Here is a 19,667-nt window from a genome sequence, read left to right on the forward strand (position 1 = left end):
GCCCGGTCCTGCGGCGGGGCGCCCGCGCGCCCTCAGTCCGCGGTGTTGATCATCGAGTTGGCCGCGTACACCAGGTAGTCCCACAACTGCCGCTCGTACTCGGGTGCGAGGCCGAGTTCGTCGACCGCGTCCCGCATGTGGCGCAGCCAGGCGTCGTGCGCCGCGCGGTCCACCCGGAACGGGACGTGGCGCATGCGCAGCCGGGGGTGGCCGCGGTTGTCGCTGTAGGTGCGCGGGCCGCCCCAGTACTGCATCAGGAAGAGCGTGAGGCGCTCCTCGGCGGGGCCGAGGTCCTCCTCCGGGTACATCGGGCGCAGCAGCGGGTCCTGCGCGACCCCCTCGTAGAAGCGGTGCACGAGCCGCCGGAAGGTCGGCTCGCCGCCGACCGCCTCGAAGAACGTCTGCTGCTGCACCGTGCCGCGCGGGATCTCATTCACCCGTCCATGGTGGCAGACGATGACGTCCGGCGGCTTGGGCCGTCGTGGGATCAGGCCGCACGATGGAAGGGTGAGGACCGATCGCTGGGCGCACACCGCCGACGCGCTGCGGACCCGGCTGGTGCGCCGGATCACCGACTCGGGTCGGCTGGCCGACCCGGCCTGGCGAGCGGCGTTCGAGGCGGTCCCGCGCCATCTGTTCGTGCCGTACTACTTCCGGCCGCTGCCCGGCGGCGCCGGGTACGACCGGCTCGCGGCCGACGACCCCGACGCGCGGCGCAGGACGCGCTGGCTGACCGGGGCGTACGAGGACGCGCCGCTGGTGACGCGGGTGAGCGGAGGCAGGCTGGTCTCCTCCAGCAGCCAGCCGTCACTGATGGCCATGATGCTGGAGGCACTCCAGGTGCGGGAGGGACACCGGGTGCTGGAGATCGGCGCGGGCACCGGCTACAACGCCGCGCTGCTCGCGCACCGGCTCGGGCCCGAGGCGGTCACCACCGTGGACCTGGACGCGGAGATCACCGACGCCGCGCGCGAGCACCTGGACGCGGCGGGCTTCTCCCCGCGTCCCGACGGCCTGGGCACGGTGGCCGTGGTGACCGGCGACGGCGCCCTCGGCTGTCCCGAACGCGGCCCCTACGACCGCATCGTGGCCACCTGCGAACTCGCCGCGGTCCCGGCGCCGTGGACCCGGCAGTGCGTGCCGGGCGGCGTGGTGCTCGCGCCGCTGGCGGGCGGGCTGATCGCGCTGCGGGTGGCCGGACGCGGCCGGGCGGGGGGCCGCTTCCTGGACACGCCCGCGTACTTCGTGGCGCTGCGCGGGCCCGGTGGGTACGTGCCGCCGCCGGTCGTGGTCGGCGACGGCGAGCGGGTGCGGCGGACCGGGACGCCGCCCGCGGTGCTGGACGACGACTCCTTCCGCTTCCTGCTGACGCTGGCCGTCGGCGAGCTGGACGTCAACTGGGCCTACGGGGGCCGGGGCGTCGCGCTGACCGCCGGTGACGGGGCGACCGCGCGCGCCGACCGGGACGGCACCGTGCACCTCGCCGGACCGTACGACCTGTGGACCGAGGTGGAACGCTGCCACGCGCTGTGGCGGGACGCCGGGATGCCGGGGCGCGAGCGGTTCGGGGTGACGGTGGACGGCGACCGGCAGTGGGCGTGGCTGGACGACCCGGAGGGCCCGTGCACCTGGGACCTGACCGGGCGCGGTTGAGCCGGTGGGCGTCGGCCGCCGCTCAGTCGCGGTGCAGTGTGATCGTCGTCCAGGCGCCCACGTGCACGCGGTCGCCGTCGGCCAGGTCGACCGGCTGGTAGGGCGCGATGGGGTCGGCGGCGCCGTTCACCGTCGTGCCGTTGGTCGAACTCTGGTCCACCACCGCCCAGCCGCCGTCCGGCCTGCGCACCAGCACCGCGTGCCGGTGCGAGACGCCCGGGTCCTCCGGCGGACGCGACAGGTCGATCTCGGGGGCCTCGCCGGTGCTGTTGCGGCGCCGCCCGATCGCCACCTGCGGCCCGGTGAGCGCGACGCGCAGCTCGGGGGAGTACGACGGGAAGTACAGGCCCTCGCTCTCCGGGCCGCTGCGGGCCATCATCGCCGTGAAGTACGCGCGGTCGGGGGCCACGACCGCCGTCCAGGTCCCCGGCCCCGGGGGCTCGGCGGCGGGGGCGGCGGGCCTGCGGCCACCGGTGGGCGGCGGCAGCAGGAAGTCCCCGTCGTCATCAGCTTGACCGGCTTGACCGGCTTGATCAGTCTGACCGGCCTGGCCGGTGGTGTCGGCGGTCGCCGCGGCCGCCCGTGCCAGGCTCTCGCCGGTGATCGTGGCGTCCTCCGGGAGCGGTTCCGCCGTGCGGTTCGTCTGCGACGGCCGCGAGGTGGTCCGCTCGTAGGGGGGAGGGAAGCCGCCGCCGGGGAAGGTGCCGCTCGGGAACGGGGGAGGGGGCGCCGTGGCACCGGCCGGGTCCGTCGTGCCCGCGCCCGCCGCGCCCGCTCCGGGGAAGTGGTGGCTGCACTCTTCGCAGAACGCCGCCCGCTCCTCGCGCGGGGTGCCGCAGCGCGGGCAGCGTTCGACGGCGGCGGTGGGGGCGCCGGAGGGCGCCGGGTCGAGGACGGGCAGCGGCTCCGTGGGAGGCAGCGGCGCCGGGGCGGCCGCGCCGGGTATGGGCCGGCCGCACACCTCGCACCACTGGGCGTTCCGTGACGCGTGACCGCCAGGACAAGTCGCCATGTCGATGTATCCCCTCCCACGGGCGGGCGCCCGCCGCGCACTACTTCCTGACGCGCACCGTCACGACCGACCGCGTCTGCGGGGCAGGCCGGCCGGTGTCCGCGACCTCGCGCCTCAGTCGCACAGTACCGTCCGCCGCTCGGCCCTCGTCACCCCTGCCGTCCACCGTGGCCAGCAGCTTCGCGGTACGGTCCGCCTCCGGCCGGGTCCCGGCCCACACCGCCCGCACCAGCGCCTGGCACAGGACCTGCGGCGGCTCGTCCCGGTCGGGTGACGGCCGCAGCAGCGAGAGGCGGGCCGCCAGCATCTCCTGTCCCGCGCCGACGGGCGGCACCCGCACCTGGAGGTCGTAGGCCCGGGCCCGCCGGTCCCAGCGGCCGACCGGGTAGTCGCCGGTGCGCGGCCCGGTCTCCTCGCGGCGGCCGGTCAGGTCCTCGGCCACGGGCGCCACCTGCCGCAGCCACCGCACCCGTGCCCCACGCGGCGTCCACAACCGCAGCATGAGTCCAGCGAGTCCGGCCCCGCCACCCGGGACACCCGTGCCGCCTTCGTCGTCGCGTGACGTCACCGTCACGACCGCGTGGACGTCGCCGCCGCCCTCCGGCACGTACGCGTACCGCTGGACCTCCGCGGTGAACCGCGGAGTCCCCGCGTCGAAAAGGCCGTTCATCCGTCAAGCACTCCCCCCGGGGAGGACGGGCGGCCCCGCCCGTCCTCCTGTGCACGCCCCTGGGCCCCTGTCTCCCCGCCCGAGTCCTCTATGCCCGCACGGGGAAGGGCACTACCGCGACCGTTATGTTGTCGTGCCCGCCGCCGTCGAGTGCGACGCCGATGAGGGACTGGGCGGCCCGCAGCGGATGGGCGCGGGCGTCCGCGGGGACGACGGCCGCCAACTCGGCGGCGGATTCCGCGTAGTTCCACAGCCCGTCGCTGCACACCACGACCACACCCGGCAGGTCCGGCTGGAACGAGGCGGTGTGCGGGTCGAGTTCGACCGCGTCGGCGCCGAGCCAGCCGGTGATGGCGTGCGCCCGGGGGTCCGCGTACGCCTCGTCCTGCGACATCAGTCCCGCCTCGACCATCCTGGCCGCCCACGAGTCGTCCTCGGTGAGCCGCGCCGGGCGTTCGCCGGAGCGGTCGTCCGGGATCCAGTACGCGCGGCTGTCGCCGATCCAGCCCACCGTCAGCAGGTCGCCGGTGACGACGGCGCTGACGCAGGTGCAGGCCGGGGCGTTGCGGTGGGGGTCGTCGCGGGTCTCCGGATCGGCCAGCGCGTTGACCGCCTCCGCCGCGCTCAGCAGCGCGTCGCGCATCGCGGTGCCCGGGTCGCCGCCCGCCGCCAGCGTGATCCGCAGCGACGCGTCGGCCGCCTCGCAGGCCGCGGCGGACGCCTCGTCGGGCCGGGTCGCCGAGGACACGCCGTCGCAGACGACCGCGATCACGGCCGGGCCGCCGTCCGGCAGGTCGGCGCGCGAGACGGCGAAGGCGTCCTCGTTGCGGTGGTGCCGCAGGCCCCGGTCGGTCACCGCGGCGACCTCGGGCAACTCCCGCTCCACGTGGTCGCGTTCCTTGGGCTGGACATGGCCGCAGCGGCGGCAGACGCCGTCCTCGCCCACGCCCGGGCCGTCGCCGGAACCGTCCGCGCCGCACGCCACGCAGGCGTCCGGCGTGCCGGTCTCCGTCATCAGCAACTCCTGTCGCGGGTCGGCGACTCCGGGACGCGGCTGCGACACGGCGGACGCGGGTGGTCGCGGCTGCGCGGCCGCCGCGACGGGCGGCACCGGGGGCTCGGCGGGCGGTCGCGGCCCGCGCGCGTCGACATTCTGCGCCGGGGGCGCGAGGCCGTAGTCACCGGAGTGCGCGTCGTCCTCGTCGCAGACCTCGGTGTCCGAGGCCGGACCGCTGTCGGAGATTCCGCCGTCGGAAGCCCCGTCATCGGAAGCCCTGTCATCGGCCGCGCCGTCGTCGGACCGCGCGTCGTCGGAGGTCGTCGCGGCGGGCGCCTGCTGCTGGCGCGGGATCTCCTGTCCGGCCACGGGCCGCTCCCTTTCGGGGGAGGCGACGAGCGCCGTACCGCAGTTGCCGCAGAATCTGTCCTCGGGTTCGAGGTGTTCCGCGCAGGAGGGGCAGACGGTCATTTGCGGCATCGGTTACACCCACGTCCGGGGGCGGAAGCGGTTGGCCGCCTCCACCAGGTTGATCCTGTCCTCACCCCGCTGAGCGAGCCGGGCGAGCGTGCGATACGAGCGCTCCAGGCCGAAGCGCAGATCGCGTTCCTCCACGGCGTCCCCCAGCAGGGCGGTCCGCGGAACGGTACCGGGCGGCGCGCCGTCGCGTCCGGCCAGCACCCAGTCCAGGGCGCTGCCCAGCAACTCCGCCCGCAACGTCTCCCGCCGTACCGCGTCGATTCCCAAACGTCCGAGTTGCTCGATACGTTCCGCCGCGCTCAGCAGATCCGGCAGCAGTGGCTCCCGGGGCGAGCGGGCGCGCAGCCGGGCCCGGACGGAGGCGGCGCACGCGGCGGCGTGGTGGACGGAGGACTCCGGCACCGACTCCAGCGCGGCCACCGCGCCCGGCCGGTCGCCCGCCGCCAGCCGCACCCGGGCGAGCCCGAACGCCGCGCTGACGTAGGTCCGGTCGGTCGTCCACACCGACGCGTAGTACTCGGCCGCGTTGTCCGCCTGGCCCAGCGCCTCCGCGCAGACCGCCAGCGCCAGCTTGGGCGCGGTCTCGCCGGGGAACGCGTCGTACACCGCGTCGAAGGCGCTCGCGGCGCTCGCGTGGTCGCGGGTCGCCAGCGACACCAGGCCGCGGTACCACACCACCCGCCAGTCGTCGGGCCGTTCGGCCTCCAGCGCGGCCAGCGTCGCCGCGGTGCCCGTGCGGTCGTCCAGCTCCAGCAGGGCGCGCAGTTGACGCAGCCGCTTCTCCGGCGAGGTGGCGGGGGAGGCGGCCAGCGCGGTGAGCGTCTCGGCGGGGCCGGTGCCGGACAGCCCGGCCAGCAGGCCCGCCTCGGGGTCGTCCGGGTCCGGGTAGGGGCGCGGCAGCGCGAGCGCGCAGGCGCGCGGGTCGAGATCGGCGACGGTCCCGGGCGGCACGGTGGCGGGGGCCGCGCCGAAGGAGGGCATGGCACCGGGGGCCACGGTCCGCGGTACGGCAGCGCGCGCGTCGCCGTCCCCGGTGCGCGGTGCCGGTACGGCCGGGCGGGCGTCGCGCCGACGACCGCGGCGGCGCGGGCCGTTGGCGCCGAGCGCCGAGTGGTCGCCGGTCAGCGGGGCCACCAACTCGGTGTCGGGAACGCGGATCTCGGGGCCGAACAGCACCGACAACGCGGGCCGCGGCCGGCCGGTGTTCAGCGCGACGACCTCCCGCAGCACCCCGGTCAGCTGCTCGGCCATCTCCCGCGCCGAATCGAAACGCCGCTGCGGATCGGGGTCGGTGGCGCGCACCAGCAGCCGGTAGAACGACTCGTAGCGGGAGAAGACCTCGATCTCGTCCGGCGGCGGCAGGCTGTCGGCGAAGACGCTGGAGTAGCCCTGGAAGTCGAAGCTCAGCACCGCGAGCGTGCGCGCCACGGTGTACAGGTCGGAGGCGACCGAGGGGCCGACACTCGCGACCTCGGGGGCCTGGTAGCCGATGGTGCCGTAGACCGGCCCGGCCGTGTCGTCCATCCTGCGCACCGCGCCGAGGTCGATCAGCTTGAGCGTGCTGCCCTGCTGGATCGCGTTGTCGACCTTGAAGTCGCAGTACAGCAGGCCGCGTTCGTGCAGGTGGCCGATCGCGTCCAGCGCCTCGATCCCGTACGCGACGGCCTGCTCGACCGGCAGCGGCTCACGGCGTCCGTCGGCGTCCCGGCTCGCGGCGGCGATCTCCTTCAGCGACCGGCCGCCGACGTACTCCATGACGATGTACCCGTCGAGGGTGCCGGTGCGCGGGTCGAGGTGCTCGACGAAGTTGTAGATGCGCACGATGGTGGCGTGCTCGATCTCGGCGAGGAAGCGCCGTTCCGAGACCGCCGCCGCCAGCGCGTCCTTGTCGCCGGTGTCCAGCAGCCCCTTGAGCACCACCCAGCGGTCGCCGACCGCGTGGTCGAGGGCGAGGTAGATCCAGCCGAGGCCGCCGTGCGCGACGCACCCCGCGACCTCGTACTGCCCGTGCACCACGTCGCCCGGGCGCAACTTGGGCGTGAACGAGTAGGGGTGACCGCAGCGCGTGCAGTAGCCCTCGGTGCGCCCGGCGCGCTCCCCGCGCGAGCGGCCGACCGGCGCGCCGCACGCGCTGTTGCCGCACCACCGCTTGCGCTCGGCGACCTGGGGATCGGCGAGCACGGCCGCGCGCGGATCGCTCCTGGGCACCGGCGGCACGGTCACCAGGCCCACGCCCAGCTCGCCACGGCCCGACGAGCCGCCGCGCGAGTGCGAACCCGATCCGCGCACCGACACCGAACGCCCGCCGCTCGCACCGCAGGAGCGCGACAGCCGCCCGGAGACCGACCGGCGCGAGGACGACGAACGCGACGGCCACGAGCCGCCGGACGAGGCGCTGTCACCGCGGACGGTGGGCTCCCCCTCGTCCATCTCGCCCAGGTCGCCGTCCCGGGTCGTCACCGGGTCCGGTGCCAGGCCGCACACGTCGCAGTACGGCGTGGCGCCGCCGACGTCCTCGAGGCGGCCGTCGCAGCCCGGTCTGCCGCACCTCATCCCCCGCTCCCTCCCCCGTCCGCCGCCCCCTCGGCGGCCGGCGCCAGCGCCTCGGCGACCGCCTGCTGGAAGCGCAGCACCGCGCCTTCCGCCGCCCGCAGGTCGCAGGGCGCGCTCCACAACAGACGCCGTGCCTGGTCATAGCGTTCCACCAGCAGCGGATCGTCCGCCGTGCCGTGCCGCGCGGCCCGCGCCTTGTAGGCGTCGAGCCTGCCGCGCAGTTCCGCGCGGACCGCCAGCGGAGCGGTCACCGCCGTCAACGAGGCCCGCGCGCGCTGGAGCTCGTCGTCGGCGTGCTCCTCCAGGTCGTCCAGGAGCGGGGAGAGCCGGTGCCAGTGGCCCGCCCGGTGGTAGCCGACCGCGACGGCCAGCCGTTCGTGCAGCGCGGCGGACGGACCGCTGACCGCCGGGACGACCGATCCGGCGATCCTCGCCAGCACCTCGCCGCGCGCGGACCGCGCCTCGGTCAGCGTGCGGTCGGCCCGCGACAGCACGTCGCGCAGCCGCATCAGCCGGTGCTCGGCGTCCTCCCGGACGTGCAGCACCGCCTCCACCTCGCGTCTGATGTCCTCCAGTTCGCGTTCCGCCCGCTCGTAGCGCCGGGTGTCGGGACGGCCGCCGCCCGCCCTGCGGCCCTTGGCGGGCAGCCAGAACGCCAGCGGGTCGGCGACCACCTCGGCGCGCAGCGCGGCGAGTTCGGCGGTCAGCTCCTCCAGGTCGTCCCCGGCCGGGTGCTCCGAGGGCCGCACGCCGACCGACCGCGCCAGCGACTCGACCCTGCGGGCCTCCGCGGACAGCAGGTCGACGCGGGCGGGCAGCGCCGACCAGACCGCGTCCGCCGCCGTCACCACCGCGATGACCTCGGCGTACCAGTCGTTCATCCGCTCGGCCAGCCGCTCCAGGCCGGTCGGCTCGGCCAGCAGCACCGGATCGCCCGGCGCGTCGTGCCCGACGTCCGGCAGGACACCACCGGGCACCGTCACGCCCGCGCCGCGCAACGTCTCGGTCAGCCCCGCCAGATCGCCCGACGGCGGCCAGCGCCGGTCGCCGCGCAGCTCACGGGCGGCGCGCAGGGCGGCGCCGTAGACCTCGAAGTGGTCCCACAGCGCGGGGATCACGGGCTCGACCGACGCCCAGCGCTCCTTGGTGAGCCCGCTGAGCGCGGTGCCCTCCAGCAGCCTGCGGCCCGCGTGGTCCTGGAGGGCCAGCAGCGAGACCTCGATCGCCTCGTGCTCGCTGGCCAGCCGCGCCAGGGCACGGTCGACCTCCTCCCGGCTCATCACCGGCCCGGTGGATCCCGCCACCGCCATCGCACTCCCTCCTCGGCCTCGTCCCTCGCCCCGGCGGCGTCCGTCGCGGGGCGCGGTCAGTCCTTGTAGAGCGGCGCCGGGGGACCGCTGATCCCCGGCAGGTCGTGCGCGAGCCACTTGTCGTAGGCCCGCGTCCACGGGCTGTGCGCGCCGCCGGCGCGGTAGGCGTCGAGGACGGCGTCGACCCGGCGTATCAGGTCCGTGTCACCGAGGTTCATCGCCACGCCGTACGGCTCATGGGTGAGCGGTTGTCCGATCAGATGGACGGCCGGATCCTGGGCGGCCTGACCTGCGGCGAGCGCGTTGTCCGTCAACACGGCGTCCACCTGGCCGAGTTGGAGCCGTACCAGGCAGTCGATCTGATTGGCGACCAGCACGATCCGGGCGCCGTGCGGTTCGGCGTCCAGCAGCGCCTCGCCCGTCGAACCGGACGCGGTGCACACCCGCTTCCCGCGCAGGCTGTCGTCGAAGCCGGTCACCGTGGTGCCGGTCCTGGGCACCAGCAGCTGCTGGCCCGCCTCGAAGTACGCGGTGGAGAACGCGACCTGCTGGATCCGGTCGCAGGTGATCGACATCGTGCGCACCACCATGTCCACCTCGTGCGAGCGCACCGCGGGAATGCGCTGGTCGGTGGGGACGGTGCGGTAGACGATCCTCGGGTCGGGGCCCAGGATGTCGCGCGCTATGGCCTTGACCAGGTCGATGTCGAAGCCCGCGAGCTGGTTGGTGTTCGGGTCGCGGTACCCCCACAGGTAACTGTCCTGGTCCACGCCGACGACGAGGTAGCCGCGCTCCTGGATGCGCCGGACCGCCGGGCCCGCCGCGGTCGACGGGCGCAGGCTCGCCTCCGGGTGCGCGCACGTCTCGTCGGACGCCGGACGCGCCCGCGCCAGGTCCGGCGCGCCGGGTCCGTCCGCGACGGTCGCGGTGCCGGGCGGCGACCCGGGCGACGCGTCCATGGTGGGCTCGCACGGTACGAGCACCAGCGCCGCGGTCAGCGCGAGCGCGCAGGCGCCCGCCATCGCGCCGACCCCGCCCCACCCCCGCAGCCCGCGCGTCAGCCTCCCGGCCGCACCGCTCATCGTCGCGTCACCCCGGCCTCCCCGTCGCTCCCGTGTGCCCTGCCGTCCCGTTCCCGCCGTCGGTCCCGTCGGCCCGCGTCTTCGGTGCCGAAGTCCTCGTACCCACCCCACCGGTGCTCCCAAAGCTCACCGGTACTCCGAAAGCCGCCGGGAGACGCCCACCAGCGCACCGGCGACGGCCAGTGCCGCGAGCGCCGCGGCGCCCTGAGGCACTCCGTCCAGCGCGTCCCGCGCGGCGCCGGCCGACCGCTGGAACTCACCGGTCTCGTGGTCCAGCGCCTGCCGCAGTCCCGCGTCGACCGCGTCGAACGACTGGCCCGTCGTCGCCGATACCAGGTGACCGGCCGAGTCCGTGCCGCCGATGGCACCGGCCACCGCCGAGTCGTAGTCGCCCTTGGTGTCGTCGGCCCGCACCACCTGGTGGCGGGCGCGCCACGTCACCACGTCGGCGGCCACCGCGCGCACCGGCGCACGGCCGCCGTCCTCGTCGGCCAGCGCGAGCGCCTGCCCCAGCAGCCCGCCGTCGCCGCCCGGGCCCGGCCCGGCCAGATCGGTCGTCTCCCGTTCGTAGAGCGTCTCGTACTGGGTGTCGCCGCCCCGGGCGACCAGCGTCAGGTTCTCGTCGCCGCGCGCCTGGAGGGCGTCGATCCTCGCCGCGTTGAGCACTTCGAGGGAGCGCGCGCCGTGCGCCCAGGAGTCGTGCAGGTCGGCGCGGGCGACCAGTTGGCCCCCGGCCAGCCACAGCAGCGCCGCGGCGGTGGCCGTGAAGCCCGCCAGCAGACCCGGGTTGAACACCCTGCGGGTGCGCCGGTACAGCCGCCGCTGCGCCCAGGCGAGCACGGCGAGGGTGACCGCGCCCAGGGCCAGCGCGGCCCAGGGCACCGCCTCGGCGTGCGCGTAGTCCACGCCGAGGCTGCCGGTCTCGGCCCGGTACAGCTTCTGCGCGGCAGGCAGCAGCGTCCCGGCCATCTGCTCGTTGGCGTACCGCAGATAGGCGCCGCCCAGCGGCAGGCCCTGCCGGTTGTCGGCCCGCGCGGTCTCCACCAGGCCGGTGTAGACCGGCAGTTGCTCGCTCAGCAGCGTGACCTGGGCCTGCCCGAGCGGCGAACCGGCGTTGTGCGCCGCCGCCTTGGCTATCAGCTGCGCGGCGGTGCGCACGTCCGTGCCGTAGCGGTTCGTCACGTCGGCGGGGGCCGCGCCGCCGACCAGGAAACCGGTCGCGGCCGTGGTGTCGGCGTCGGCGAGGCTGCGGTAGATCTCGGCCGCGTCGGCGGACAGCGGCTGACTACTGGTGGCCACGGCCCGGGCCGCGTCGCCGCGTTGCGCGGTCTGCCAGGCGGCGACCGTGCCGAACGCCAGCAGCAGCGCGGTCAGCAACGCGGCGATCAGCCGCAGCCGTCCCGGTTCCGTGGTCGCGGCGGACCGCAGTCGCTCGGCGCGTTCGGCCCACACGGGACGGCGCGGCGCGGGCAGCCCGGACAGCGCGGTCGGACCCACGGGCACCGCGCCGCCGCCCGAACCGGGGTGCGCCGCGCGGCCGTTGCCCGGGGCCGCCGTCGGCTCGTCGCCCGGGGACGCCGCCGGGCCGTCGTCCCCGGCGCGCGTCGGCATGCCTGCCACCGTGACCCTCCCCCCTGGGCGTCGCCCCTCGCCGCCCGCCCCGCCGGGCGAACGGCGTACCGTACCGTCACTTCTCACCCAGCAGTATGGCCACCCCCACTGACATCCTCCTAGGCTTTCCCGCGATCTTGCCTGGAACGCCCCGGCACGTGCCCCGGCTCGCGCCCCGGCGCGACCCCCGGGCAGGACCACGTGAACAGGACCCCGGGCAGGACCACGTGAACAGGATCACGCGAGCGGGACCACCGGAGCAGAACCATGCGAGCAGAATCACGCGAGCAGGACGGAGACGGCCGATGGCGGTGCGGGACCCGGGCGAGGACGACGCCGAGCGCGAACGCGTGCACGCGTTCACGCGCGCGGCCGGCCTGACCGCGCTGATCGACGTGCACACCCACTTCATGCCCGAACGTGTCATGGCCAAGGTCCGGGCGTACTTCGACGCCGCGGGGCCGCTGATCGGGCGGGAGTGGCCGATCGCCTACCGCGAGGACGAAGAGACGCGGAAGGCGATCCTGCGCGGCTTCGGCGTGCGGGCGTTCACCTCGATGATCTACCCGCACAAGCCCGGCATGGCCGCCTGGCTCAACGCCTGGGCCGCGGGGTTCGCCGACCGCGTCCCGGACTGCCTGCACACCGCGACGCTCTACCCGGAGCCGGGTGTCACCGGATACGTGCGCGAGGCGCTGGAGTCGGGGGCGCGGGTGTTCAAGGCGCACCTCCAGGTCGGCGACTACGACCCCGCCGACCCGCTGCTGGACGGCGCGTGGGGGCTGCTGGAGGACAGCGGCACGCCGGTCGTCACGCACTGCGGCTCGGGGCCCGCGCCGGGCGCGTTCACCGGGCCGGGGCCGATGCGCGCACTGCTGGCCCGGTATCCGCGGCTGCCGGTGATCGTGGCCCACCTCGGCATGCCGGAGTACGCGGACTTCCTCGCGCTGGCCGAACGGTACGAGCACGTCCGGCTGGACACCACGATGGCGTTCACCGACTTCGCCGAGCGGTCGGCGCCGTTCCCGCGCGACGCGCTGCCGAGGCTCGCGGCCCTGGGCGACCGCGTGCTGTTCGGCAGCGACTTCCCCAACATCCCCTATCCGTACGCCCACGCGCTGGAAACCCTGACCCGGCTCGACCTGGGCGACGCGTGGCTGCGCGCGGTCTGCCACGACAACGCGGCGCGGCTGTTCGGGATCGACGCCACGACCGAGGACTGAGACGCCACGACCGAGGACTGAAGGGTGCCGGACGCCGCCGCTCCCCCCACGGGGCGACGGCGTCCGGCGGTCTCATGACACCGGCAGCCTCAACGCCCCGCCGGATCGGCCGCGTTGGCGGGTGTGTCGGCGGGCACGTCAGCGGACGTCTCGCCGGCACCGAAATGCTGACGCAGCCGCGCCACGGCCGCCGGGTCCGCGCCCACCCGGTCCATCCCCAGCAGCGCCGCCCCCAGCACCGGCGGCGCGCCGACCACCCGGGCCACCGCCCGCGGCGCCACCGCCGCGAGCCGGGCCGTGACGCCGTCCAGCAGCAGCGGGTGCCGGGCTGCCAGCACACCGCCGCCGAGCACCACCACCGCGTCGGACTCCAGCAGGTCCAGCCTGCGCAACGCCACCTGGGCCAGCGCGGTGATCTCCTGCGCCTGCCGTTCCACGATGCGCCGGGCGACCGGATCGCCGCCGTCCGCGACGCGGAAGAGCACCGGCACGAGTTCGTGCCGGGCGGCCGCCGGGACCACCTCCAGGTGCAGCGCCTCGATCAGCGCGTACATCGAGGACAGGCCGAAGTGCGCGGGCAGCGCGGTGGCCAGCGCGGTCGGCTCGCCGCGTCCGTCCTCGGCCCGCGCCGCCCACCACAGGGCCTCCTCCGACAGGTAGCCGCCGCCTCCCCAGTCGCCGGATATCCGGCCGATGGCGGGGAACCGGGCAGTGCGGCCGTCGGGGAGCATGCCCACGCAGTTGATGCCCGCCCCGCACACCACGGCCACGCCGCGCGGCTCGGCCACCCCGGCGCGCAGGATCGCGAAGGTGTCGTTGGCGACGTGCGTGTGCCGTCCCCAGCCGTAGGCGCGCAGGGCGAGTTCGAGCTGCTGCTCCTCGACGGGGAAGTCGGCGTTGGCCAGGCACGCGGAGACCTGCTCGACCAGCGGCGGCGCGTCCACCGCGATCCCGGCCTCGTGCGCGGCGAGCGCCACCAGCGGGGCGAGCCCGGCGACCGCCTCGGCCACGCCGACCACCGGGGGCTGGAAGCCGCCGCCGCGGGCGTCGCCGAGCACGGTGCCGTCCGCGGCGACGATGGCCACGTCGGTCTTGCTGTTGCCCGCGTCGATCGCCAGCACGCCGCCCGGCACGGCCGGCCGCCCGGACGGTCGTGCCGGCCGCGACGGCGGAGGGGAAGGGATCAGGCCCACGCGAGGTGCTCCCGGTTGTGCGCGATCAACTGGTCGGTGAGCGTCTCGGCGTACGCGTACTGGCCGATCAACGGGTGGGCGAGCAGGGCCCGGAAGACCCGCTCGCGCCCGCCGCGCAGCGCCGCGTCCAGCGCCAGGTCCTCGTACGCCGTGACGTCGGCGACCAGTCCCGCGTACAGCGGGTCGAGCGCGGGTACCGGCAGCGGGGTCACGCCGTCGGCGCCCACCGTCGCCTGCGTCTCGATGACCGCGTCGTCGGGCAGGAAGGGCAGGGTGCCGTTGTTGAACGCGTTGACCACCTGGACGTCGCCGGTGCCGCGCAGCAGGGACGAGGCGAGGGCGACGGCCGCCTCGGAGTAGAACGCGCCGCCGCGCTTGGCCAGCAGCTCCGGCTTGGTGTCCAGCGCCGGATCGGCGTACAGGGCGAGCAGCTCGCGTTCCATCGCGGCGACCTCGGCGGCCCGTGACGGCTTCTCGCGCAGTTCGCGCACCACCTCGTCGTGCGCGTAGTAGTAGCGCAGGTAGTACGAGGGCACCACGCCGAGCCGCTCCAGCAGGGGGCGCGGCAGCTTCAGGTCGGTGGCGACCGCGTCGCCGTGCTCGGCGAGCAGCTTGGGCAGCACGTCCTCGCCGTGCGGGCCGCCGAGGCGCACGCCCAGCTCCCAGGTGAGGTGGTTGAGGCCCACGTGGTCCAGGTGCACGTCGGCGGGCGCGACGTCCAGCAGCGCGGCGAACTTGCGCTGGAAGCCGATCGCCACGTTGCACAGCCCGACCGCACGGTGCCCGGCCTTCAGCAGGGCGCGGGTGACGATGCCGACCGGGTTGGTGAAGTCGATGATCCACGCGTGAGGCGCGGCCCCGCGCACCCGTTCGGCGATGTCCAGGACCACCGGCACCGTGCGCAGCGCCTTGGCCAGGCCGCCCGCGCCGGTGGTCTCCTGGCCGACGCAGCCGCACTCCAGCGGCCACGTCTCGTCCTGCTGCCGGGCCGCCTGGCCGCCGACGCGCAGTTGCAGCAGCACCGCGTCGGCGTCCGCGACGCCCGCGTCCAGGTCGCCGGTGGTGACGACGCGGCCGGGGTGGCCCTGGCGGGCGAAGATCCGCCGGGCCAGCGCCCCGATCAGCTCCAGCCGGTCGGCGGCCGGGTCGATCAGCGTCAGCTCCTCGACGGGCAGCGTCTCGCGCAACCGGGCGAAACCGTCGATGAGTTCGGGGGTGTAGGTGGAACCGCCCCCTACTACGGCGAGCTTCATCAGCCCTTCACTCCTGTCAGTGTGACGCCTTCGACGAACGCCTTCTGGGCGAAGAAGAAGACGATGATCACCGGCGCCATCACGAGCATCGTGGCCGCCATGGTGAGGTTCCAGCTGGTCTGGTGGGCGCCCTTGAACGTCTCCAGGCCGTAACTGAGCGTCCAGGCCGCGGGGTTCTCGCTCGCGTAGATCTGCGGGCCGAAGTAGTCGTTCCAGCAGGAGAAGAACTGGAAGAGCGCCACGGCCGCGATCGCCGGTCTGGCCATCGGCAGGATCACCCGCAGCAGGGTACGCAGTTCACCGCAGCCGTCCACGCGGGCGGCGTCCACGTACTCGTTGGGGATGGTCACCAGGAACTGCCGCAGCAGGAAGACGGTGAACGCGTCGCCGAACGCCATCGGGATGATCAGCGGCCACAGCGTGCCGGTCAGGTGCATCTGGTTGGCCCAGAACAGGTACATCGGCACGATGACGACCTGCGGCGGCAGCATCATCGTCGCGACCACCAGCATCAGCGCGGTGTTGCGGCCCCGGAAGCGGAACTTGGCGAGCGCGTAGGCCACCGGCACGCTGGAGACCACGGTCAGCACCGTGCCGCTGACCGCGTAGACCAGGCTGTTCTTCCACCACGTCAGGAAGCCCGCGGTGTGGAAGACGGTCACGTAGTTGTGCCACTCGAACGGATGCGGCCACAGCGAGCGGGTCAGCGCCTGGTTGTCGCTCATCAGCGAGGTCAGCAGCACGAAGACGAAGGGCAGCACGAAGAACAGCGCGGCGGCCACCCCGAGGGAGTGGATCGCGACCCACTCCAGCGCGGCTCTGCGCCGGGCCGTCCTGGCGTCGGTGCCGCGCCGGGAGGCCGGTGCGGACGCCGGGGCCGGGGCCTTGAGGACGTCGGTCATGGCGGATCAGTCTCCCGCCTGGATCAGTCCGCCACGGCGGCGCATCAGCAGCGCGGTGAAGGCCATGGCGAGGGCGAACAGGACGAGCGCGATGACACAGGCGGAGCCGGTGTCGAAGTGCTGGAAGCCGAGGTTGTAGACCAGTTGGGGCAGCGTCAGCGTCGACTTGTCGGGATAGCCGGGCTCGAACTGCTGCCCGGAGTTGCCGATCACGCCGCTGGCGACCTGACCGGCGATCATCGGCTGGGTGTAGTACTGCATGGTCTGGATGACCCCGGTGACGACGGCGAACATCACGATGGGCGAGATGTTCGGCAGCGTGACGAAGCGGAAGCGCTGCCAGGCGCCCGCGCCGTCCAGCTCGGCGGCCTCGTACTGCTCCCTCGGCACGTCGAGCAGCGCGGCCATGAAGATCACCATCAGGTCGCCGACGCCCCACAGCGCCAGCATGGTCAGCGCCGGCTTGGACCAGGCGGGGTCGTTGAACCAGCCGGGCTGCGGCAGTCCGACGTCGCCGAGCAGGTGGTCGACCGGACCGGTGCCGGGGTTGAGCAGGAAGGCGAACGCCATGGTGGCGGCGACCGGCGGGGCGAGGTAGGGCAGGTAGAACGCGGTGCGGAACACTCCGGTGCCCAGCTTGATCCTGGTGATCAGCAGTCCGACGCCCAGTCCGAAGACGACCCGGGTGGTCACCATCACCACCACCAGCCACAGCGTGTTGCGCAACGCGGGCCAGAACAGCGGGTATTCGGTGAAGACGTACGACCAGTTGCGCGTCCCCGTCCAGGTCGGCGGCCGGAAGCCGTCGTAGTGCATGAAGGAGAAGTAGACGGTCGACAGCAGCGGGTAGGCGAAGAAGAACGCGAACCCGATCAGCCAGGGCGCGAGGAACGCCAGCGTGACCAGCGCCGAGCGGCGGCGCTTCGCCCTCAGCGTGACCGTGCGCCCGGTAGCCGTCGCCGGAGGGGAGGTGAGGGAGGCGGCCATCGCTACTTCGCCTGCGCGGTGTCTTCGTCGACCTGCTTGTCCACGCCCTTCAGGCCCGCCGTGAGGTCGGAGACCTTGCCCGCCTCGTAGCTGTAGGCGAAGTCCTGCAACGTGACCTGGTACTGGCCGCCGTTGGGGCTCGCGGGCGTGGTGTTGCTGTTCGGGTTCTCCGCGATGTCCACGAAGGTCTGGAAGCCCGGGTCCTGGTTCAGCTTCGGCGACTTGAGGGCGGCCAGGGTGGAGGGCACGTTGTGGATCTCGTTGGAGAAGTCCACCACCGCGTCGGTGTCGGTGGTGATGAACTTGACGAACTCCCAGGCGGCGTTCTGCTTCTGGCTGTGCGCGGCGATGCCGACGACGGTGCCGGTGATGTAGCCCTTGCCGTAGGTGTCGGCCTGGTCGTCCGGCACCGGCAGCGGCGCCACCCCGATCGGGAACTTCACGCCCGCCTGCTGCGCCATCCCCAGCCGCCACTCACCGTCCATGGCCATCGCGACCTGCCCGGTCTGGAACGGGTTCTTGGCACCGAACTCGTCGCCGAAGGTGCTGCGGTACTTCTCCAGCTCAGTGAACCCGCCGAGCGCGTTCACCAGCCCCTTCTGGTAGGTGAACATCTGGGCGAACGCCGGGTCCTTGGCGACCTCGGAGTCGCCCTTGGCGTCGAAGTAGGTCGGGCTCCACTGGGCGGCGTAGTGCGCGGGCGTCGACTCGTAGCCGTGGAAGTCCGGCATGAAGCCCAGTTGGGAGTAGGAGTTCCCGCTCGGCTTGGTCAGCTTGACGGCGTCGGTCTGGAACTGCGACCAGGTGTGCGGCGGCGAGGTGATCCCGGCGGCCTTGAACGCGTCCTTGTTGTAGTACAGCCCGTAGGCGTCGCCGAGCAGCGGCAGCGTGCAGCGCGTCCCGTCGTACTGGGTGTAGTCCAGCATCGGCTTGGGGAACGTGGCCTGCGGGTCGATGCCGGACTTCTTCAGGAACGGCCCGAGGTCCGCCATCGCGCCCGACGAGCAGAACTTGCCGACGTTGTCGGTGGTGAACGACGAGACCACGTCCGGCGCGTCGGGACCGCCCGCGCGCAGCGCCTGGTTGATCTTGTCGTCGTTGACGTTGGGCACCGCGTGGACGTGGATGTTGGGGTGGACCTTCTCGAACGCGGCGATGTCGTCGTTGATCGCCTTCAGCTCGCTCGGCGCGCTCCAGCCGTGCCAGAAGTTGATCGTGACGTCCTTGTTCGGGTTGTCGCCCGCCTGGTCGGTGCTCTGCCCGGTACAGGCACTGGCCAGCAGCGTCATCGCGGCGCCGGTGGCGAGAGCGGTACATATGCGGGCGAATCTGTGGGATGTGGACATGCGGAACCTCCAGGAGGGCATGCGGAAGCAGGCGTCGGTGCGCGGGGGTCGGGGTGAGGTGTGCGGGTGTCGCGTCCGAGGACGCGGGTGTCGAGTCGAGGTCCGGGGAGGGGGCTCGGGGGCGTGCTGTCCGGCCTATTCGGCCGTGGTGTCGAAGATCTCGTCGCGGGCGGCGGACAGGGCCCGCTGGACCGCGCCGACCAGCACCGGGTTGCCGGTCAGCTCGCTGAGCCGCAACGCGGGCTGTGGGATGGCCAGTTCACGAAGGCGCTGCTCGACCCGGGAACGCAGCTCCTCGCCGCCCGCGGCCACCACGCCGCCGGACAGCACGACGAGCTGCGGGTCCAGCACGGCGACGACGGAGGCGAGTCCGGTGGCCATCCGGACGGCCAGCTCGTCCAGCACCGCGGCGCCGTCCTCGCCGTCCGCGACCGCCTTCGCGATCGCCTCCTGCGGGGTGCGGGCCTTGATGCCGCTCTGCCGGGCGAGCTTCAACACCGCCTCGCCGCCCGCCAGTTCCTGGAAGCCGCCGGTGTTGGCGCGGCTGACGTTGTGCAGCACCGGAGCCCCCGGCAGCGGCATGTAGCCGACCTCGCCCGCGCCGCCGGTGGCACCGCGGTGCAGCCGGCCGCCCAGCACGACGGCCGCGCCGATGCCCTCCTCGGCCCAGAAGAGCACGAAGTCCTCGCAGCCGACCGCCGCGCCGAGGCGCTGCTCGGCGACGGCCGCCAGGTTGACGTCGTTCTCCACGGCGACCGGGACGCCGAGGGCGGCGGCGAGTTCACCGAGGAGGTCGGGGGAGTGCCAGCCCGGCACGTGCCCCGCGTAGCGCAGCACGTTGGTCACCGGGTCGAACGCGCCGGGGAAGCCGATGACGACCCGGTTGAGCCGCGCGCGCTCCACCCCGGCCGCCGTGGCCGCCGTGTCGATCGCCTCGGTGACGTGGCCGACGGTCCGGGTGGTGCCCCGGCCCCTGGTCGTCACGGTGTGCTCGCCGCGCACGTCGCCCGCGATGTCGGCGACGGCCGCGGTGATGCGGTCGGGGGTCACGTCCAGCGCCGCGACGTGGCCCGCGTCGGGGTTCACCCGGTACAGCTGGGCGCTCGGGCCGGGCCGGCCGGCCGTCGTGCCGGTGGCGACGACCAGCCCGGCGGCCTCCAGGCGGCCGAGCAACTGGGAGGCGGTGGGCTTGGACAGTCCGGTCAGCTCGCCGATCCGGGTACGGGACAGCGGGCCGTGTTCCAGCAGAAGGTCGAGCGCGGCGCGGTCGTTCATGGCGCGCAGTACGCGCGGCGTTCCCGGTGTCCCGGCCACGGTCCTGATCCCTCCCTCGTACGGCGTCGACGGCTAACGGTAATGGTCCGGGGTGCGGCGCGGCGGGGTGCCCGCGCCGCT

The 19,667-nt window shown here is 74.2% G+C and carries 16 protein-coding genes; 2 read left to right on the forward strand and 14 right to left on the reverse strand.

The window, feature by feature from the left end; genetic code table 11:
* Positions 1 to 32: 32 nt before the first annotated feature.
* Positions 33 to 437 carry a globin gene (locus tag K7472_RS16785; RefSeq protein WP_222978763.1) on the reverse strand — a complete coding sequence of 135 codons (405 nt, stop codon included), beginning with the start codon at positions 435 to 437 and terminating at the stop codon, positions 33 to 35.
* A 19-nt stretch (positions 438 to 456) separates the two neighbouring features.
* Between K7472_RS16785 and K7472_RS16790 the strand changes: the two genes are divergently transcribed.
* Positions 457 to 1,653 (forward strand): methyltransferase domain-containing protein, encoded by a 1,197-nt coding sequence (locus K7472_RS16790; protein ID WP_222978764.1) that lies wholly within the window; start codon positions 457 to 459, stop codon positions 1,651 to 1,653.
* A gap of 22 nt (positions 1,654 to 1,675) precedes the next feature.
* Here K7472_RS16790 and K7472_RS16795 read toward each other — a convergent pair whose 3' ends face one another.
* The 7 genes from K7472_RS16795 to K7472_RS16825 all read right to left on the reverse strand — a co-directional run bounded on the left by K7472_RS16795 (position 1,676) and on the right by K7472_RS16825 (position 11,368).
* Positions 1,676 to 2,665, reverse strand: coding sequence for an FHA domain-containing protein (locus K7472_RS16795; protein WP_222978765.1), 990 nt, complete (start codon positions 2,663 to 2,665; stop codon positions 1,676 to 1,678).
* A gap of 40 nt (positions 2,666 to 2,705) precedes the next feature.
* Entirely contained in the window at positions 2,706 to 3,335 is a 630-nt protein-coding gene (locus tag K7472_RS16800; RefSeq protein WP_222978766.1) for a hypothetical protein, read from the reverse strand.
* 88 nt (positions 3,336 to 3,423) lie between these two features.
* The gene (locus K7472_RS16805) at positions 3,424 to 4,812 is read right to left on the reverse strand and encodes a PP2C family protein-serine/threonine phosphatase (protein ID WP_222978768.1); all 1,389 of its coding nucleotides are present in this window, start codon (positions 4,810 to 4,812) and stop codon (positions 3,424 to 3,426) included.
* 3 nt (positions 4,813 to 4,815) lie between these two features.
* Complete coding sequence (locus tag K7472_RS16810) at positions 4,816 to 7,365, reverse strand: serine/threonine-protein kinase (RefSeq protein ID WP_222978775.1); 2,550 nt, start codon at positions 7,363 to 7,365, stop codon at positions 4,816 to 4,818.
* Positions 7,362 to 8,675: a hypothetical protein gene (locus K7472_RS16815; RefSeq protein WP_222978777.1), complete on the reverse strand. Its 1,314-nt coding sequence runs from the start codon at positions 8,673 to 8,675 to the stop codon at positions 7,362 to 7,364. The genes K7472_RS16810 and K7472_RS16815 overlap by 4 nt, the downstream gene beginning before the upstream one ends.
* Positions 8,676 to 8,731: 56 nt before the next feature.
* Positions 8,732 to 9,757 carry a glutamate ABC transporter substrate-binding protein gene (locus K7472_RS16820; RefSeq protein ID WP_222978779.1) on the reverse strand — a complete coding sequence of 342 codons (1,026 nt, stop codon included), beginning with the start codon at positions 9,755 to 9,757 and terminating at the stop codon, positions 8,732 to 8,734.
* A 126-nt stretch (positions 9,758 to 9,883) separates the two neighbouring features.
* Positions 9,884 to 11,368 (reverse strand): GlnX family signal transduction membrane protein, encoded by a 1,485-nt coding sequence (locus K7472_RS16825; RefSeq protein ID WP_252395720.1) that lies wholly within the window; start codon positions 11,366 to 11,368, stop codon positions 9,884 to 9,886.
* 305 nt (positions 11,369 to 11,673) lie between these two features.
* Between K7472_RS16825 and K7472_RS16830 the strand changes: the two genes are divergently transcribed.
* Positions 11,674 to 12,591 carry an amidohydrolase family protein gene (locus K7472_RS16830; RefSeq protein ID WP_222978780.1) on the forward strand — a complete coding sequence of 306 codons (918 nt, stop codon included), beginning with the start codon at positions 11,674 to 11,676 and terminating at the stop codon, positions 12,589 to 12,591.
* 89 nt (positions 12,592 to 12,680) lie between these two features.
* On the opposite strand, the gene K7472_RS16835 is transcribed toward K7472_RS16830, so the two are convergent.
* The 6 genes from K7472_RS16835 to K7472_RS16860 form a co-directional block, all read right to left on the reverse strand.
* The gene (locus tag K7472_RS16835) at positions 12,681 to 13,724 is read right to left on the reverse strand and encodes an N-acetylglucosamine kinase (protein ID WP_308013951.1); all 1,044 of its coding nucleotides are present in this window, start codon (positions 13,722 to 13,724) and stop codon (positions 12,681 to 12,683) included.
* Positions 13,725 to 13,774: 50 nt separating this feature from the next.
* Positions 13,775 to 15,037: a 6-phospho-beta-glucosidase gene (locus K7472_RS16840; RefSeq protein WP_222978781.1), complete on the reverse strand. Its 1,263-nt coding sequence runs from the start codon at positions 15,035 to 15,037 to the stop codon at positions 13,775 to 13,777.
* Complete coding sequence (locus K7472_RS16845) at positions 15,037 to 15,939, reverse strand: carbohydrate ABC transporter permease (RefSeq protein WP_222978782.1); 903 nt, start codon at positions 15,937 to 15,939, stop codon at positions 15,037 to 15,039. The genes K7472_RS16840 and K7472_RS16845 overlap by 1 nt, the downstream gene beginning before the upstream one ends.
* Before the next feature lie 6 nt (positions 15,940 to 15,945).
* On the reverse strand, positions 15,946 to 16,926 hold the full coding sequence (locus K7472_RS16850; RefSeq protein ID WP_222978783.1) for a carbohydrate ABC transporter permease: 981 nt from the start codon (positions 16,924 to 16,926) through the stop codon (positions 15,946 to 15,948).
* A 2-nt stretch (positions 16,927 to 16,928) separates the two neighbouring features.
* Positions 16,929 to 18,215, reverse strand: a complete 1,287-nt coding sequence (locus tag K7472_RS16855; RefSeq protein ID WP_372457981.1) for an ABC transporter substrate-binding protein — start codon at positions 18,213 to 18,215, stop codon at positions 16,929 to 16,931.
* A gap of 192 nt (positions 18,216 to 18,407) precedes the next feature.
* Positions 18,408 to 19,547: an ROK family transcriptional regulator gene (locus K7472_RS16860; protein WP_222978911.1), complete on the reverse strand. Its 1,140-nt coding sequence runs from the start codon at positions 19,545 to 19,547 to the stop codon at positions 18,408 to 18,410.
* Positions 19,548 to 19,667 lie beyond the last annotated feature (120 nt).

The organism is Streptantibioticus parmotrematis (assembly GCF_019890615.1).
Classification (GTDB): Bacteria; Actinomycetota; Actinomycetes; order Streptomycetales; family Streptomycetaceae; genus Streptantibioticus_D; species Streptantibioticus_D parmotrematis.

Coding starts and splice junctions, on each gene's coding strand:
- K7472_RS16855 (WP_372457981.1), bottom strand. CDS start 18,215: ATGACGCTGCTGGCCAGTGCCTGTACCGGGCAGAGCACCGACCAGGCG.
- K7472_RS16810 (WP_222978775.1), bottom strand. CDS start 7,365: ATGAGGTGCGGCAGACCGGGCTGCGACGGCCGCCTCGAGGACGTCGGC.
- K7472_RS16815 (WP_222978777.1), bottom strand. CDS start 8,675: ATGGCGGTGGCGGGATCCACCGGGCCGGTGATGAGCCGGGAGGAGGTC.
- K7472_RS16825 (WP_252395720.1), bottom strand. CDS start 11,368: ATGCCGACGCGCGCCGGGGACGACGGCCCGGCGGCGTCCCCGGGCGAC.
- K7472_RS16795 (WP_222978765.1), bottom strand. CDS start 2,665: ATGGCGACTTGTCCTGGCGGTCACGCGTCACGGAACGCCCAGTGGTGC.
- K7472_RS16800 (WP_222978766.1), bottom strand. CDS start 3,335: ATGAACGGCCTTTTCGACGCGGGGACTCCGCGGTTCACCGCGGAGGTC.
- K7472_RS16820 (WP_222978779.1), bottom strand. CDS start 9,757: ATGAGCGGTGCGGCCGGGAGGCTGACGCGCGGGCTGCGGGGGTGGGGC.
- K7472_RS16805 (WP_222978768.1), bottom strand. CDS start 4,812: ATGCCGCAAATGACCGTCTGCCCCTCCTGCGCGGAACACCTCGAACCC.
- K7472_RS16840 (WP_222978781.1), bottom strand. CDS start 15,037: ATGAAGCTCGCCGTAGTAGGGGGCGGTTCCACCTACACCCCCGAACTC.
- K7472_RS16845 (WP_222978782.1), bottom strand. CDS start 15,939: ATGACCGACGTCCTCAAGGCCCCGGCCCCGGCGTCCGCACCGGCCTCC.
- K7472_RS16860 (WP_222978911.1), bottom strand. CDS start 19,547: ATGAACGACCGCGCCGCGCTCGACCTTCTGCTGGAACACGGCCCGCTG.
- K7472_RS16830 (WP_222978780.1), top strand. CDS start 11,674: ATGGCGGTGCGGGACCCGGGCGAGGACGACGCCGAGCGCGAACGCGTG.
- K7472_RS16850 (WP_222978783.1), bottom strand. CDS start 16,926: ATGGCCGCCTCCCTCACCTCCCCTCCGGCGACGGCTACCGGGCGCACG.
- K7472_RS16790 (WP_222978764.1), top strand. CDS start 457: ATGACGTCCGGCGGCTTGGGCCGTCGTGGGATCAGGCCGCACGATGGA.